This window comes from Kribbella sp. NPDC058693 (assembly GCF_042715335.1).
Taxonomy (GTDB): domain Bacteria; phylum Actinomycetota; class Actinomycetes; order Propionibacteriales; family Kribbellaceae; genus Kribbella; species Kribbella jiaozuonensis.
The window spans coordinates 1,340,161-1,354,674 of the sequence record NZ_JBHXSQ010000002.1; the positions used below are offsets into that span (position 1 = coordinate 1,340,161).

At 69.3% G+C, this 14,514-nt stretch carries 13 protein-coding genes; 6 read left to right on the forward strand and 7 right to left on the reverse strand.

Going from position 1 to position 14,514, the window contains the following annotated elements; genetic code table 11:
• Positions 1–106 precede the first annotated feature (106 nt).
• From ACFWUU_RS15975 to ACFWUU_RS15985, 3 genes are read left to right on the forward strand one after another with little or no spacing between them, the layout of a single operon-like run.
• A complete protein-coding gene (locus ACFWUU_RS15975) occupies positions 107–1,123 on the forward strand; it encodes a hydroxyacid dehydrogenase (protein ID WP_380176296.1) in 1,017 nt (338 codons plus the stop codon).
• A complete protein-coding gene (locus tag ACFWUU_RS15980; RefSeq protein WP_380176298.1) occupies positions 1,120–3,075 on the forward strand; it encodes a DUF2264 domain-containing protein in 1,956 nt (651 codons plus the stop codon). Before ACFWUU_RS15975 ends, ACFWUU_RS15980 begins: the two co-directional genes overlap by 4 nt.
• The gene (locus tag ACFWUU_RS15985) at positions 3,072–3,599 is read left to right on the forward strand and encodes a ferritin (RefSeq protein ID WP_137255042.1); all 528 of its coding nucleotides are present in this window, start codon (positions 3,072–3,074) and stop codon (positions 3,597–3,599) included. Before ACFWUU_RS15980 ends, ACFWUU_RS15985 begins: the two co-directional genes overlap by 4 nt.
• A 39-nt stretch (positions 3,600–3,638) precedes the next feature.
• On the opposite strand, the gene ACFWUU_RS15990 is transcribed toward ACFWUU_RS15985, so the two are convergent.
• Entirely contained in the window at positions 3,639–5,525 is a 1,887-nt protein-coding gene (locus tag ACFWUU_RS15990; RefSeq protein ID WP_380176300.1) for a DUF2207 domain-containing protein, read from the reverse strand.
• A gap of 120 nt (positions 5,526–5,645) precedes the next feature.
• On the opposite strand from ACFWUU_RS15990, the gene ACFWUU_RS15995 reads away from it, so the two are divergent.
• Complete coding sequence (locus tag ACFWUU_RS15995) at positions 5,646–7,784, forward strand: elongation factor G-like protein EF-G2 (RefSeq protein WP_380176302.1); 2,139 nt, start codon at positions 5,646–5,648, stop codon at positions 7,782–7,784.
• A 1-nt stretch (position 7,785) separates the two neighbouring features.
• Here the strand turns inward: ACFWUU_RS15995 and ACFWUU_RS16000 are convergent, their stop codons facing one another.
• From ACFWUU_RS16000 to ACFWUU_RS16010, 3 genes are all read right to left on the reverse strand, one after another.
• Positions 7,786–9,036, reverse strand: a complete 1,251-nt coding sequence (locus ACFWUU_RS16000) for a tetratricopeptide repeat protein (protein ID WP_380176304.1) — start codon at positions 9,034–9,036, stop codon at positions 7,786–7,788.
• On the reverse strand, positions 9,033–9,713 hold the full coding sequence (locus ACFWUU_RS16005) for a tetratricopeptide repeat protein (RefSeq protein ID WP_380176306.1): 681 nt from the start codon (positions 9,711–9,713) through the stop codon (positions 9,033–9,035). Before ACFWUU_RS16005 ends, ACFWUU_RS16000 begins: the two co-directional genes overlap by 4 nt.
• A gap of 190 nt (positions 9,714–9,903) precedes the next feature.
• Positions 9,904–10,338, reverse strand: coding sequence for a hypothetical protein (locus ACFWUU_RS16010; RefSeq protein ID WP_380176308.1), 435 nt, complete (start codon positions 10,336–10,338; stop codon positions 9,904–9,906).
• Between the two features lie 63 nt (positions 10,339–10,401).
• Here ACFWUU_RS16010 and ACFWUU_RS16015 point away from each other — a divergent pair, with 63 nt between their 5' ends.
• Positions 10,402–10,806, forward strand: a complete 405-nt coding sequence (locus ACFWUU_RS16015; protein WP_380176310.1) for an HIT family protein — start codon at positions 10,402–10,404, stop codon at positions 10,804–10,806.
• Here the strand turns inward: ACFWUU_RS16015 and ACFWUU_RS16020 are convergent.
• The 3 genes from ACFWUU_RS16020 to pgsA are packed head-to-tail and all read right to left on the reverse strand — an operon-like array spanning position 10,799 to position 13,458.
• On the reverse strand, positions 10,799–11,896 hold the full coding sequence (locus tag ACFWUU_RS16020; RefSeq protein ID WP_380176312.1) for a glycosyltransferase family 4 protein: 1,098 nt from the start codon (positions 11,894–11,896) through the stop codon (positions 10,799–10,801). The two genes, ACFWUU_RS16015 and ACFWUU_RS16020, sit on opposite strands and share 8 nt — an antisense overlap.
• A gap of 24 nt (positions 11,897–11,920) precedes the next feature.
• Positions 11,921–12,787 carry a phosphatidylinositol mannoside acyltransferase gene (locus ACFWUU_RS16025; protein ID WP_380176314.1) on the reverse strand — a complete coding sequence of 289 codons (867 nt, stop codon included), beginning with the start codon at positions 12,785–12,787 and terminating at the stop codon, positions 11,921–11,923.
• A gap of 2 nt (positions 12,788–12,789) precedes the next feature.
• The gene (gene pgsA, locus ACFWUU_RS16030; protein WP_380176316.1) at positions 12,790–13,458 is read right to left on the reverse strand and encodes a phosphatidylinositol phosphate synthase; all 669 of its coding nucleotides are present in this window, start codon (positions 13,456–13,458) and stop codon (positions 12,790–12,792) included.
• Positions 13,459–13,567: 109 nt separating this feature from the next.
• Between pgsA and ACFWUU_RS16035 the strand changes: the two genes are divergently transcribed.
• A complete protein-coding gene (locus ACFWUU_RS16035) occupies positions 13,568–14,506 on the forward strand; it encodes a hypothetical protein (RefSeq protein ID WP_380176318.1) in 939 nt (312 codons plus the stop codon).
• Positions 14,507–14,514 lie beyond the last annotated feature (8 nt).

Genomic DNA, 14,514 nt, shown 5'->3' on the forward strand with positions numbered 1-14,514 from the left:
GCCCAACGCATCCGGACACATTCCGGCCTGGGCAAAACTTTCAGGATGTTCCAAGACTCGGCGGTCGGAGAGACAGGTTGGGAAAGCGCTTGCTAGGTTGTTCGTCGTGAGCAGCGAACCAGATTCCGCCCTGACCGTCATGCTGGCGATGCACGACGACGCCAGGACCCGCGTCCTCGTGCCGCGGGTCCGGGAGCGGCTCGAGGCGATCGCCACCGTGCTCCCGGTCGGCCCCGGGACCAGCTTCCTCGCCGACCCCGCCGTACGCGCGGCGCTGCCGGACGTCGACGTACTGCTCACCGGCTGGGGCTGCCCGCGGATCGGTCCGGAGGTCCTCGACGCGGCGCCGAAGCTGCAGGCGATCCTGCACGCGGCCGGCTCGGTCAAGGCGATCGTCGACCCGGCCGCGTTCGACCGCGGCATCCGGGTCTCGTCGGCGGCCACCGCCAACGCGCAACCGGTCGCCGAGTTCACGGTCGCCGCGATCGTGCTCGCGGGGAAGCGGGCGTTCCGGCTCGCGGCGCAGTACCGGATCGAACGGCGGAAGGGCGACCCGCACGCGATGCCGGGCAGTTACGGTACGACGGTCGGCCTGCTCGGAGCGTCACGGATCGGGAAGATGGTCGCGGAGCGGTTGCGCGCATTCGACCTCGAGGTGCTGATCAGCGACCCGTACCTGACCGCGGACCAGGCGGCGGTGCTCGGTGCTGAACTGGTCGACAACGACGCGTTGTTCACGCGCAGCGACATCCTCAGCGTGCACGCGCCGCTGATTCCCGAGACCGTCGGCCTGGTCGACGCCCGGCTCCTCGGTCTGCTGAAGGACGGCGCGGTGCTGATCAACACCGCGCGGGGCAAGATCATCGATGCCGACGCGCTGCTGGCCGAGTGCGCTTCCGGCCGGATCGACGCCGTACTCGACGTCACCGATCCCGAGCCGCTGCCGCCGGACTCGCCCCTGCTCGACCTGCCGAACGTCTTCGTCACCCCGCACGTCGCCGGTGCCGTCGGCAACGAGATCGCCCGCCTCGGCGAGATGGCCGTGAGCGAACTCGAACACCTCGCTGCCGGCCAACCCCTCGAACACGCCATCACCCCGGATGAACTCGGAAGGCTTGCATGACCCGCCTCGTCCTGCCCGATACCGACCGTGTTCTCTCGCGGCAGACCGGTTGGAGCCGTAAGCATTGGGAGGCGTTGGCGGATCATCTGCTCGACTCGCTGGTGCCGTACTTCTCCCCCGCCGCCTCGCTGATCGAGCTGCCCGGGCGGCCGAGCCGATCGGGTACGGCGTCCGACGCGCTGGAGGGCTTCGCCCGATCGTTCATGCTGGCTGCGTTCCGGATCGCCGGCGTGCAGGGCAAGGGCTGCGAGGACCTGATCGAGCGGTACGCACGCGGCGTCGCGAACGGCGCGAACCCGGACCACCCCGAGTCGTGGCTGCGGCTCACCGAGCGGTCGCAGCAGATGGTCGAGGCCGCGGCGATCGCGGTGTCGCTGCACGAGACCCGCGAGTGGATCTGGGACCGCCTCGATACGCGAGCACAGGAACACGTCGCGGAATGGCTCGGCGGGTTCATCGGCTCCACGACGCACGACAACAACTGGCGGCTGTTCCAGGTCGTCAGCGAGCAGTTCCTCGCCTCGGTCGGAGCGCCGTACTCGCAGGACGACATCGACGGCGGGCTCGACCGGATCGAGGACTGGTACGTCGGCGACGGGTGGTACTCCGACGGCGACGGGCAGAACTTCGACAACTACATCGGCTGGGCGATGCACCTCTACCCCGGACTGTGGGCGCGGATGGCCGCCGCGACGCCGGGTGCGCAGTACGAGGACCGGCTGAAGCTGTATCGCGAGCGGATCAGGCTGTTCCTCGAGGACGCGGTGCACCTCGTCGGCAACGACGGCGCGCCGATCTACCAGGGGCGGTCGCTCACCTATCGCATGGCCGCGGCAGCGCCGTACTGGATGGGCGCGTTGCTCGACTCCACTCCCCTGACGCCGGGGCAGACGCGGCGGCTGTGCTCGGGCATTGCACGGCACTTCGTGCAGCACGGCGTGCCGGATGAGCGTGGCGTGCTGACGCTCGGGTGGTACGACACTTTCCTGCCGACGACGCAGCAGTACTCCGGTCCTGGATCGCCGTACTGGGCGTCGAAGGGGTTCGTCGGGCTGATCCTGCCGCCGGAGCACCCGGTCTGGGCTGACCCGGAGGACTCGATCCCGCTCGACGACGCTGATCAACTACGAGCGATGCCGAAGCCGGGATGGATCCTGCACGCGAGCCGGCACGACCAGGTCGTGCAGTTGGTGAACCACGGCGCCGACCATGCGCCGGTCGCCGAGCCGGAGGGTGTGGAGCCCGCGGGCGATCCGCACTACAACCGGCTGGCGTACGCGAACCACGCCGGGCCGGACCTGTCCGACCACGAGCCCGGGATCGACAACCTGATCTCGTTGGTGTCGCCGGACGGCGTCGCCAGCGGGCGGGGCCGGATCCGGCGGCTGGGCGTCGAGGGGCGTACGGCATCGTCGTGGCACCAGGCGTGGCTTGGTGACGACGGACCGTGGGCGATCGAGGTCGCCTCTGTCGTGTGGAACGGCTGGGAGATCCGGTGCGCCCTGGTCGACGGGCCGGAGGGCGCCCAGGTCCGCAGCGCGGGCTTCGCCGTCGCCGGAGATTCCTTGCCCGAGGCAACCAGCAGCACCGGGGCGGACAGCAGCACCGGGGCGACCAGCAGCACCGAGGCGGGTCTGGCGGCCTCGGCGCGGAACGCGGACGGTCTGGTGTCGGCGGTTGTCGGGCTGCACGGGTACGAGGCCGCCGGGGTCCATCGGGCCGTCGGGGTGAACCCGTTCGGTGCGCACTCGGCGACGCCCTACCTGACTGCTCGGCACCATGGTCGGCCGCTCGTGCTGGTGAACGCCGTCGTGCTCACGCGAGACGGGCTGCGACCGCAGGCGCTTGCCGAGGGCATCGATGTGGCGGTGACGGACACAACGGTCCGGATCGGACTGCCCGGCGGTGACACCCCGGTGATCGCGTTGGGGCAGAGTAGATTGACGGGATGAGCACGTACGAAAAGCTTCTGCACGAGCAGATCCGGAACGAATTCACCGCGTCACAGCAATATGTGGCAGTCGCTGTCTGGTACGACGACCAGGATCTTCCGCAACTGGCCGCGCACTTCTACAAGCAGTCACTGGAAGAGCGCAATCACGCGATGATGATGGTCCAGTACCTGCTGGACAAGGACATCCGGCCGCAGATCCCCTCGGTAGGCGAGGTCGAGTCCGACTTCAAGACCGCGCTCGAGCCGCTCGAGCTCGCGCTGGCGCAGGAGATCACCGTCACCAAGCAGATCGAGACGCTGGCCCGGACCGCGCGGGACGAGAGCGACTACATCGGCGAGCAATTCATGCAGTGGTTCCTCAAGGAGCAGGTCGAGGAGGTCGCCGCGATGAAGACCCTCGTGAACGTGGCCAACCGCGCCGGCGACAACCTGTTCCACCTCGAGGACTTCCTCGCCCGCGAGGTCGTCGGCGACGCAGCCGCCGATCCGACGGCTCCCCCGGCCGCCGGCGGAACGGTCTGACCCAGCCAGCGGCGCCGCGAGCAGCCCCGCCCAGCTGCTCTACCAGCTGCCGCCGCCTCCACCGCCGCCACCGCCGCCGGAGGAGCCGCCGCTGAAGCCGGACGAGCTGCCGCCTCCACCGCCCGAGCTGGACGGTGTGGGCGGCGGGTCGAACGTGCTCGCGACGGTCGCGCCGACCGCGCCCGCGGTCCAGCCGGACGTGTAGTACGACGGACCGTAGTACCAGACCGGATCCGGAGTCAGCCGGCCCGCGGCGACCAGCTGCTCGCAGACCTTCTGCCAGCGGTCGGCGATCCCGAAAGCGATGGCCCAGGGCAAGTACTTCGAGAAGATGTCCTCGCCCTCCTCGAACCGCAGCTGGTCCGCCTCGGCCGTGGCCAGGTACTTCTCGAAGCCGACCAGCTGATCCGTCACCGCTCGCCCGGCCGGGTTCCGTTGCCCGCGGCCACGGATCCCGATCCAGATGCCGATGGCAACGATCACGGCGATCACCGGGATCGCGATCACCACCGCCCGGCCCGCGCCGCCGGTCGCCGCCGCGGTGATCGTCCCGGCGAAGCCGGCGCCGAACACCCAGATCGCGATCATCGCCATGCACGCGCAGCCGAAGCCGTTCTTGAACACGGATCCACCACCGGCGCGCGGCATCCGCAGGTACCACCCGCGCTGTTTCACCTGCTCCCGCAGCGCGGTGATCATCGACGTGTGCGCGGTCCGCATGGTGTTGTCGCCGACCGCGCCGCGCTTGAGCAGGACCTCCGAGCCCGGCTGCAGCGTCGGGAACAGCCCTGACATCAGGGCCTGCTCGTGCGGTGCGGTAGCAACCGCCGGGTTCAGCAGGACAGCCTTCTGCGAGTCACCGGTGTTGTCGATCCGTACGCCGCCGCGCACCGCCATGTCGATCAGCGTCGCGGCCGTCTCGACCGTGGTGGCCTTCGCGTCGATCAGCAGCCCACCCTCTGCCACCGGGATGCGAGGCGGCGAGAACGCGACCGGGAGCTGGTCCTTGCTCAGCTCGTCCTTCACTGGCTCGGCCGCGACCCCGTCCGGCGGGAACGTGCCGGGCGGCATCCCGGCGTACCGCTGGTCCTTGTTGCCGAACTTGGCGTAGGCGGCGGCGAGGACGATCGAGATCGCGGTGACCACGCCGGCGCCGATCAGCGAGAGCCAGGACAGGCCGTTGCGCTCGAGCCAGTTCGGCGGGTCGACCAGGATCGGGGTGTCGTTCTGTACGGCGCCTGCCGTGATGCCGGCGACGATCGTCAACTGCTGTCCGCGCTCGAGCTGGGACGCGCCGAACACACCCTGCTGGCCGACGACCGACTTCTGCGGACAGGTCTGCGTCGAACCGGCCTCGCCGGAGAAGCAGTCGACCTGGGTCACACCCTGCGGGACCGTGACGTTGACGGTCACCTGGTTGATCACCGCGGACCAGGCGCTACCGGTCGCGTCCCAGTACAGCTCGCTGTGGTCGGCGAAGTTCCGCAGCGCACCGCGGACGTCGTACGAGATCACGTACGTCGCCTCGTCGCCGGGGACCGTGCTGTTCGCGGAGCCGATCTTGATCTGGGTGTTCTCGTTGCGGTCGTTGTTCGCCTTGAACGTGTCGGTGGTGAACTCGGCCGAGACGTTCGGGGTGGGCGTCGAGACCTCGATGTTCGAGACCTGGTACTCCTGGTCCTTCGAGTCGTCGTCCTTGTACGGCTCGCGGGTGACCAGGTCCCGGTAGATGCCGTGCCGGCCGGTGCTGCCGAAGGCGTAGTCGATCGTCTCCTTGACGTGCAGCACGCCGTCGGCGGAGACGACGTACTCGATCTTGAAGTTCCTGATCTCGTCACCGGCGTCCGCCGACGCCGGAACCGCGAAACCGGCCAGCGCCAGAACGGCGAACAGCATGGTGATGACGACCCCGAGTGCCCTACGCATGCCCCGGACACTACAGAGCGCGAGGGTCCGGGCGTGGGACCTCCGGGACGAATCCGCTACCGGAAGACTCTTGTGCGAAGTGTCCGTTAGGGGAATCGTGGGTGGACCAGGAGGAACGTCATGGCAGACAAGACGAATGCTTCCCAAGGCACCGGAGCCGCGCCCGCTGTGGACAGCCCGGACGCCATCCGCAACGTGGTCCTGGTCGGCCCGTCGGGCTCCGGCAAGACCACCCTCGTCGAGGCCCTGCTGGTGGCCTCCGGAGTCCTGAACAGACCCGGCACCGTCCTGGACGGAACCACCGTGTGCGACTTCGACGACGCCGAGCTCCGGCAGCAGCGCTCGGTGGGCCTGTCGCTCGCCTCGTTGCCGCACGACGGCGTCAAGGTCAACCTGATCGACACCCCGGGGTACGCCGATTTCGTCGGCGAACTGCGCGCCGGCCTCCGAGCCGCGGACTGTGCGCTGTTCGTCATCTCGGCCAGTGAGGGCGTCGACGAGCCGACCAAGGCCGCCTGGCAGGAGTGCGCCCACGTCGGGATGCCGCGAGCCGTCGTGATCACCAAGCTCGATCACGCCCGGGCCAACTACCAGAACGCGCTCGCCACTGCGCAGGACGCGTTCGGCGACAAGGTCCTCCCGCTCTATCTGCCCGCTGGTGACGGGCTGATCGGACTGCTCTCCCAGTCGTTCTTCTCCTACTCCGGAGGCAAACGTTCGACCTCGGCGCCGGACCCGGCCTACGCGGACGAGATCGAGGTACTGCGCGGCACGTTGATCGAGGGGATCATCGAGGAGTCCGAGGACGAGTCCCTGATGGACCGGTACCTCGAAGGCGAGGAGATCGACCAGAAGGTGCTGATCGAGGACCTCGAGCGCGCGGTCGCCCGCGGCTCGTTCTTCCCGGTCATCCCGGTCTGCAGCGCGTCCGGTATCGGCACGTTCGAGTTGCTCGAGGTGATCACCAGCGGGTTCCCGTCGCCGCCCGAGCACACCATCCCGGACGTCTTCAACCCGCACGGTGTCGCCCGCAAGGGACTCGCCTGCGACCCCGACGGCCCGCTGCTGGCAGAGGTGGTGAAGACGACGTCGGACCCGTACGTCGGCAGGGTGAGCCTGGTGCGGGTGTTCTCCGGCACCATCAGGCCCGACACGACGGTTCACGTGTCGGGCCATTTCACGTCGTTCTTCGGTGAGCACAACGGTGCGTCCCACGGGCACGAGGACCACGACGAGGACGAGCGGATCGGCTCCCTGTCGTTCCCGCTCGGCAAGACGCAGCGGCCGGCGGGTCAGGTGGTCGCCGGTGACATGTGCGCGATCGGCCGGCTGACTCGGGCGGAGACCGGTGACACGCTCTCCGACAAGACGGATCCGCTGCTGCTGAGGCCGTGGAACATGCCTGAGCCGTTGCTGCCGATCGCGGTCGAGGCGCACGCGAAGACCGACGAGGACAAGCTCGGCGTCGGGTTGCAGCGGCTCGCGGCCGAGGATCCGACGCTGCGGATCGAGCAGAACCCGGAGACCCACCAGATCGTGCTGTGGTGCATGGGTGAGGCGCACTCGGACGTCGTCCTGGATGCCTTGTCCAGCCGGTACGGCGTGACTGTGGACACCGTCGAGCTACGGGTGCCGCTGCGGGAGACGTTCCTCGGGTCGGCCAAGGGCCACGGGCGGCACGTGAAGCAGTCCGGCGGCCACGGTCAGTACGCCGTCTGCGACATCGAGGTCGCACCGCTGCCGCAGGGTGGCGGGTTCGAGTTCGTCGACAAGGTGGTCGGCGGGGCGGTACCGCGGCAGTTCATCCCGAGCGTGGAGAAGGGCGTGCGGGCGCAGATGGAGAAGGGCGTCGCGGCCGGATACCCGATGGTCGACATCCGGGTCACGTTGCTGGACGGGAAGTCACACAGCGTCGACTCGTCCGACATGGCGTTCCAGATGGCCGGTGGGCTGGCGTTGCGCGAGGCCGCGGCGGCTTCACGGGTCGCGATGCTCGAGCCGGTCGACCTGGTGTCGGTCCTGGTGCCGGACGACCTGGTCGGTGCGGTGATGAGCGACCTGTCCGGGCGGCGCGGGCGGCTGCTCGGGACGGACAAGGTCGGCGACGACAGGACGCTGGTGAAGGCCGAAGTACCGCAGGTGGAGATCACTCGCTACACAATCGATCTGCGGTCCTTGTCGCACGGGGCGGCGACCTTCAGCCGGGAGTTCTCCAGGTACGAGGCGATGCCGGATTCGGTGGCGTCCAAACTCAAGTGAGTCAGGGCTTCAGGCGGCGGCGTACGTCGCGGGATTTGAGGTACGCCGCCACATCGTCGTACCGCTCGCTCTGGTTGGCGAACTCGATGTACGAGCGGACGCGGTGCAACCAGTCGAGCGTGGACGGCTTCACCGCGGCCAGCGCCTCGGTGAGGTGACGCATGTCCAGCGGCGGCTCGCCACCGCTGGTGAGCGCCTCGTCGATCACCTTGTCCACGCCGCGCTCGATCAGCGCCCGCAGGTCCGCGCCGCTGAACATCGGCGTCTGGGCGGCGAGTCCCTTCAGGTCGAGCCCGTCGGCCGGCACGTCCTTGGTCAGCACGGTCAGGATGTCGGCGCGGGCCGGCTCGTCCGGCGGCGGTACGAAGATCACCCGGTCGAAGCGTCCCGGCCGGAGCATCGCCTCGTCCACGTCCCACGGCGCGTTGGTCGCGGCCAGCACCAGCAGGCCGTCGTTCTCGGAGCCGATCGCGTCCAGCTCCTGCAGCAGTACGTCGACCAGCCGCCGCGCCTCGGATCCACCGTGCTTGTGCCGCGCGAACGCCAGCGCGTCCAACTCGTCGAGGAACAGCACGCACGGACCGTTGGCGCGGGCACGCTCGAAGGCGGCGTGCAGATTGCGCTCGGACACCCCGAGGTACGGGTCCATCACGTCCTCGATCCGGACATTGATGAACGGCAGACCGCACTCCCCCGCGGTCGCTCGGGCCAGCAGCGTCTTGCCGCAGCCGGGTGGGCCGTAGAGCATCACGCCGCCGCCGGACTTGCGCCCGTACTTCTCGTACAGCTCCGGCCGGCTCAGCGGGAGGATCACCATCCGGTGGATCACCCGCTTGATCTCTTCCATCCCGCCGACCTGGTCGAAGGTGGCCGTCTCCTTCGGCGCGTCGGTGCCCAGCGGGTCCGGCTCCGCCTCGGGACCGACCTTGATCCGTACGCCGCTGCGCTCGGCGATCATGCCGTCGACGAGCTGCTGCAGCCGGCCGGTGCCCTCGACCACCCCTTGCTGGCGGGCCGCTTCGAGCAGGTTCCGCAGCAGGGCCAGCCGCCCGTTCGCCGCGGCGAGCTCGCCCACCGGCACGAACTGGTCGTCCGGAAGGCCACGCTGATCGAGCAGTACGACGTACTGGTCGAGCGCCTCCTCGTTCTCGCCGGCAGTGGCGAGCGACTCGGCCAGGAGCAGCCGGAGCATCACGTCGTCCGGGCTGGCGTCGACGGCCTTCCGCAGCGCGTCGATGCGGTCGTTACTCATGAACCCCACTTCCTGTTGATCCAGCGGCGGACCAGCGGTGGGACCACCCACGAGTACACGCAGAACACCAACCAGATCATGGCGAACGCGAAGGACAGCGGCCCTAGCCCGACCGCGCGGAGACCGTAGATGACCGCGACGACGCAGATCCAGACGACCAGCGGATTCACCCGGGCGAACGGACGCAGCGGAAGCATCAGGGGATGGTTCATCAGCTTCGCCTGACGGGCCGCCGCGCGCAGGTCCGCATCATCGGGTTGGGACGCCGCCGCGGACGCGAGCGATGTGTACCCGGAGCGCGAGTCGCCGGTGAGCATGGACGCCGTACCGTGCAGGGCTCGCGCGTTCGGGTCCTCCGGGTCGTGCGCCAACGCCTCCGTGCTGTGGCGGTGCATGTCGCGGTCCTTGCCGAGCGCAAACGCCACCTGCGCACGAGCCGCCGAAACGGCCGCGCTCTCCGGCGCATGCGACGCGGCACGCTCGACCAGCGCGCCCGCCTTCTCGGCCTGTCCGGCCGCCAGGCAGACGCGCGCGTAGCCGAGCAGGAGATCGGGATCGTTCGGGTCGAGGCTCAAGCCCTGGAGGAACGCGGCCTCGGCCTCGGGCAGGCGGCCCTCCGAGCGCAGGGCCGAACCGAGCACATGCAGCATCGCCGGGAACGGACCATGCTGCGCCAAACCGTCACGCAGTACGTCGACAGCCTCGGCGTTCCGGTCGAGCGAGTGCAGAGCGGCACCGCGGAACAGGTACGCCCGGTAGTCGAGGCCGTCTCGCCGCTCAGCCCTTGCAACTCGTCCAGAGTGCGCTGCGGGTGGCCGATCCGCAGCCAGTGCGCCGCCATCTGCAGGCGTGCTTCGCTCGGTTCGTTCACCGGATCACCGTCACCAGCAGCAGGATCAGAGCCTCGAACACGGCGCCGCCGATCGTGAGCCCGATGCCCACGACCCAGAGCGATCCGTAGTCCGTACCGCGAAGCTGGAACGCCCGATCCATCGGGCGCTGGAGCCGGAGCTGGACCAGGAAGCACAGCACAGCCACCACGCGAGAGCTGATTTGCAGGCTGTCGCCGTCGAGCAGGACGAACAGCGCGACGACCGCGATCAGGCCAACGAGTCCGGTCAGCAAGATCAGGCGCCGCTTGGCCGCGTCGACACCGAGTCGGCGCGAGTTGAGGAAGGCAACGGCCGTCGAGGCGATCACGCCGCCGAAGAACGCGACGTACGCCTGCGACATCAACCGCCACGGGCGCACGGACATGTCCACACCCGCGCCGATCGTCGGGCGCAGAAGTTCGTCCGGCATCGGGCTCCTCGGGTGGACAGGCTCCGCAATCTGTGATGCTCGCGCAGTGTATAGCCTGTGCCGATGAGCGAGAACTGCATCTTCTGCGGGATCGTGGCCGGAACCATCCCGTCGACCCAGGTGGCGTCCGACGACCGCGCGATCGCGTTCATGGATATCAACCCGGCGACCCGCGGCCACCTGCTGGTGATCCCACGGACCCACTCCACCGACCTGCGCGAGGCGTCCTCCGAGGACCTCACGGCCGCCACGTTGCTCGCCCAGTCGCTCGTCGGCCGGGTCATCGAGCGTCTCGACGCCGACGGCGCCAACCTGCTCAGCTGTATCGGGGCCGACGCCTGGCAGTCGGTGTTCCACACCCACCTGCACGTCATCCCCCGCTACAAGGACGACCCCCTCCAGCTCCCCTGGCACCCGACCCCGGGAGACCTGGACGAGATCAACGCCACAGCCGCGACGCTCACCTAGCGACCAGTTCGTAGACGGACAGGAGCTCCGGAAGCAGGACCGACCAGTCGTACTGCGGTACGGCGACGAGGCCCGCTGACCGGAGGTGTTCGCGTTCGTGCGGGCGGTCCAGCAGGCGCAGGGCGCGGGTGGCGAGCTCGGCGGAGTTGCCGGGGTCGAACAGCTCGCCGAGGCGGCCTCCGTCAAGGACCTGGCGGAACGCGGGCAGGTCGCTCGCCAGCACCGGTGCACCGGCAGCCATCGCCTCCAGCAGGACGATGCCGAAGGACTCGCCGCCGAGGTGCGGGGCGACGTACACGTCCGAGCCGGCCAGCATGTCGGCGCGGGCCTCGTCGTCGATCGCGCCGAGAAACAGGACGTTCTCGCGGTACCGCGGGGGCAGCGAGCGTCGCGCCTCGTCCGCCTGTCCTGAGCCTGCGACGAGCACCTTCAGGTGCGGGCGCTCGGCAAGCAGCAGCGGTACGGCGTTCAGCAGTACGCCGAGGCCCTTGCGCGGCTCGTCCAACCGGCCCAGGAAGCTGATCGTGCCGTCCGGGCCCATCCACTCCGGGCGCGGACTCCCTTTGAACCGGGCGGTGTAGAGGCCGTTCGGGATCACGACCGCCTCGCCGCCGACGTGCTGGACCATCATCGAGCGGGCGTTCTCGGACACCGCGATCCGGGCGTCGATCTTCTCCAGCGCCGGCCGGAGCAGGCTCGACGCCACGCTCATCGCCCGCGACCGGACCTGCCAGGTGTGGAACGTCGCGACGAACGGTCCCTCGGCCGACCAGAGCGCGATGATCGACGCGCTCGGCGTGGTCGGCTCGTGTACGTGGACCACGTCGAAGTCGCCGTCCGCCAACCAGCCCTTCACCCGCGCCGCCGTACGTGGGCCGAAGGTCACCCGCGCCACGGACCCGTTGTACGGCACGCCGACCGCGCGGCCCGACGAGACGACGTACGGCGGGGCCGTGTCGAAGTCGTCGACCGGTGCCAGGACCGAGATCTCGTGGCCGAGCGACAGCAGCGCCTCGGCGAGATCGCGGACATGGTTCTGTACTCCGCCGGGGATGCCCAGCGAGTACGGGCAGACCACGCCGATCCTCACAGGACGATTCTCACCCCGTTGTTGCTAGTTCAGGAAAATCCTCTGCAGCATGTGCCAGTCCTGCGGGTGAGCGGCGATGCCGATCGCGAACGCGTCCGCGCAGCGCTGGGTCATCGCTGCCGCGCCGTCGTCGGGCTCGATCGCGTCGTGGAACGTGATGACGAGGTCCGGGCCGTCGTAGTGCAGCGTCGCCGGGATCAGCGGGGCGCCGGTCTTCAGGCTCAGCGCGGCCGGGCCGACGGGCATCCGCGATTCGCGGCCGAAGAACGTGACCGGGATGCCGCGTTCGGACAGGTCGCGGTCGGCGACCAGACAGACGAAGCCACCGGCCCGCAGCCGGTCCGCGAGTACGGCGGTCACGTCGTCGTCACCGCCGGTCAGCGGGAGGACCTCCATGCCCAGCTTCTTGCGGTACGCGATGAAGCGGTCGAACAACGACTCCGGCTTGAGCCGTTCGGCGACGGTCGAGACCGGCATCCCGGTCAGGCCGGCCCAGGCTCCGGCGTGGTCGTAGTTCGCCAGGTGCGGGAGCGCGCAGATGACGCCGCGGCCGGCCGCATGCGCGTCGCGGAGCAGCTTCTCGTTGACCGTACGGACGGTGTCGACGATCTCCTCGTCCGACCACTCCGGCAGGCGGAACGTCTCCTGCCAGTAGCGCAGGTACGAACGCATTCCGGCGAGGACAAGCGCGTCCAGCTCAGCCTCGGTCGCCTCCGGGCGTACGACGGCCAGGTTGCCGCGCAGACGCCGTACGCCGCGACCGTTGCGACGGACCGTGCGGTCGGCGGCCTGCCGGAACAGCCAGGTGACCGTGCGTTCGGGCAGGCGCCGTACCAGGGTCCAGGCGAGCGCGAAGGCCAGGTCGATCGCCCGCTGCCGCAGACCGTCCATCGTCAGTCGTTCTTGGGCTCCGCCGGCGGCGGCGGCGGGGTGTCCAGGCCGGCGTTCGCCGGGTCGGCCAGGACCTGCTTACGGACCGAGAGCGACCGCTGTACGACGGTGATCGTGCTCGCGGCGGCGACGTACCAGATCACGATCTCCAGCAGGATCGGCAGGTTGAACACGTCCGAGAAGAACGCCAGGATCAGCGTAAACACCAGCCGGTCGGCGCGCTCGGCCAGGCCGCCGCTCGCCTTCAGGCCGAGGCTCTCCGCCTTGGCCCGGGCGTACGACGTGACCGCGCCCATCACCAGCGCCCACAGCGTCACGGCCGCCATCAGCGTCGAGTTGCCGGCCCGCGAGTTCGCGTAGAACATCACCAGGCCGCCGTAGATCGCGCCGTCGGCGATCCGGTCCAGGGTCGAGTCGAGGAACGAGCCCCACTTCGACGACGTACCCGAGGTCCGGGCCATGAAGCCGTCGATCAGGTCGGAGAAGACGAAGCAGGTGATCACGACCACGCCCAGCCACAGGTGGCCGCGCGGGAAGAAGATCAGCGCACCGGCGGACACCCCGATGGTGCCCACCAGCGTGACCGCGTCGGCGCTCACGCCGAGCTTGAGCAGGAGGGTGGCGATCGGCGTGATCACCTTGGTCCAGAACTGCCGGAATCTGTTAAGCATGGCAGCGCGATCGTAGTCGAGAAGCATCACCTTCCGGTGACATGCCACCCGATTCCACCTGCAGAAGACCTGGAATCGCGCGATGCTGGAGCCAGGTGAGGAGGTGTGCATGCGTCTGCTCGTGGTCGCGGTTGTGCTGGTGGCGAGCGGCTGTACGGTCGCCCAGCGCGCCGACGACTCACATCCGGCGCCGACGCCCCCGACGGCGGTCGTGCCCACCGTCATCGCTCCCCCGCAACCCGAGGGCCTCGACGGTACGGCGGGAGCCGCCGGACCGCAGGTCTGTACGTCGATCACCCGCACGCTGGCCGCCAAGCTCCGGGTCCCGGTCACCGCTAAGCCGAACTCCTGGAACGACGGCGGCCTGCCCGCGATGGACCTGTGCACGCTGATGCTCGAGGACCGGGCCGTGACGGTCGGCGTCAGCGCGCTGCCCAGCCAGACCGACACAGTCAGCCGGCTGATGGACGGTGCGGGCGCCCTCAAGGCGCTGCCGGAGCTCGGGCCGGACGCGTTCATCGCCGATTCGCGACTGGTGTTCCATGCGGGTGACCGCGCGGTGCGGGTCACGCCGGCGGGCGGGATCGACCGCAGCAACGCGGACGGTATCGACCGGGCCAAGGCGGTTGCGATCGCGCTGGCCGTGCGGGACGCCGTACCGAAGAATCTGCGTGCGGCCCGGCAGTCGGACTCGACGTGTCAGCTGTCGACTCCGGAGGCGGAGCGGTTCGTCCAGCTGCATGTCCAGTTGCGGCGCGACTATCGGGTGAAGGGTGCGCTGACGTGCATCTGGGGAACGTTCGACGCGACCGTGTCGATCGTCGAGGCGTTCGACCAGGCGACGATCCCGGAGTCCCAGCGGGTGCCGCCGCCGCGGTTCGCCCCGCTCGGCCAGCCCGGGTACTACATTCCCGAGGCGGGTGAGCTCGTGTTCCGGCAGGGCCGGCGCGTGGTCCGCGTGTCCGCGCTGACCAACCCGCCACGCGAGGTCACCCTCGACGCACTGACCAACATCGTCGACCCGATGCTGCCGCTCTTCCTGCGCTGAGAACTTTC

Excerpts from the sequence above, each read along its gene's own strand:
- ACFWUU_RS15980 (WP_380176298.1), top strand. The coding sequence starts at position 1,120 with ATGACCCGCCTCGTCCTGCCCGATACCGACCGTGTTCTCTCGCGGCAG.
- ACFWUU_RS15985 (WP_137255042.1), top strand. The coding sequence starts at position 3,072 with ATGAGCACGTACGAAAAGCTTCTGCACGAGCAGATCCGGAACGAATTC.
- ACFWUU_RS15990 (WP_380176300.1), bottom strand. The coding sequence starts at position 5,525 with ATGCGTAGGGCACTCGGGGTCGTCATCACCATGCTGTTCGCCGTTCTG.
- ACFWUU_RS15995 (WP_380176302.1), top strand. The coding sequence starts at position 5,646 with ATGGCAGACAAGACGAATGCTTCCCAAGGCACCGGAGCCGCGCCCGCT.
- ACFWUU_RS16000 (WP_380176304.1), bottom strand. The coding sequence starts at position 9,036 with ATGAGTAACGACCGCATCGACGCGCTGCGGAAGGCCGTCGACGCCAGC.
- ACFWUU_RS16010 (WP_380176308.1), bottom strand. The coding sequence starts at position 10,338 with ATGCCGGACGAACTTCTGCGCCCGACGATCGGCGCGGGTGTGGACATG.
- ACFWUU_RS16015 (WP_380176310.1), top strand. The coding sequence starts at position 10,402 with ATGAGCGAGAACTGCATCTTCTGCGGGATCGTGGCCGGAACCATCCCG.
- ACFWUU_RS16025 (WP_380176314.1), bottom strand. The coding sequence starts at position 12,787 with ATGGACGGTCTGCGGCAGCGGGCGATCGACCTGGCCTTCGCGCTCGCC.
- pgsA (WP_380176316.1), bottom strand. The coding sequence starts at position 13,458 with ATGCTTAACAGATTCCGGCAGTTCTGGACCAAGGTGATCACGCCGATC.
- ACFWUU_RS16035 (WP_380176318.1), top strand. The coding sequence starts at position 13,568 with ATGCGTCTGCTCGTGGTCGCGGTTGTGCTGGTGGCGAGCGGCTGTACG.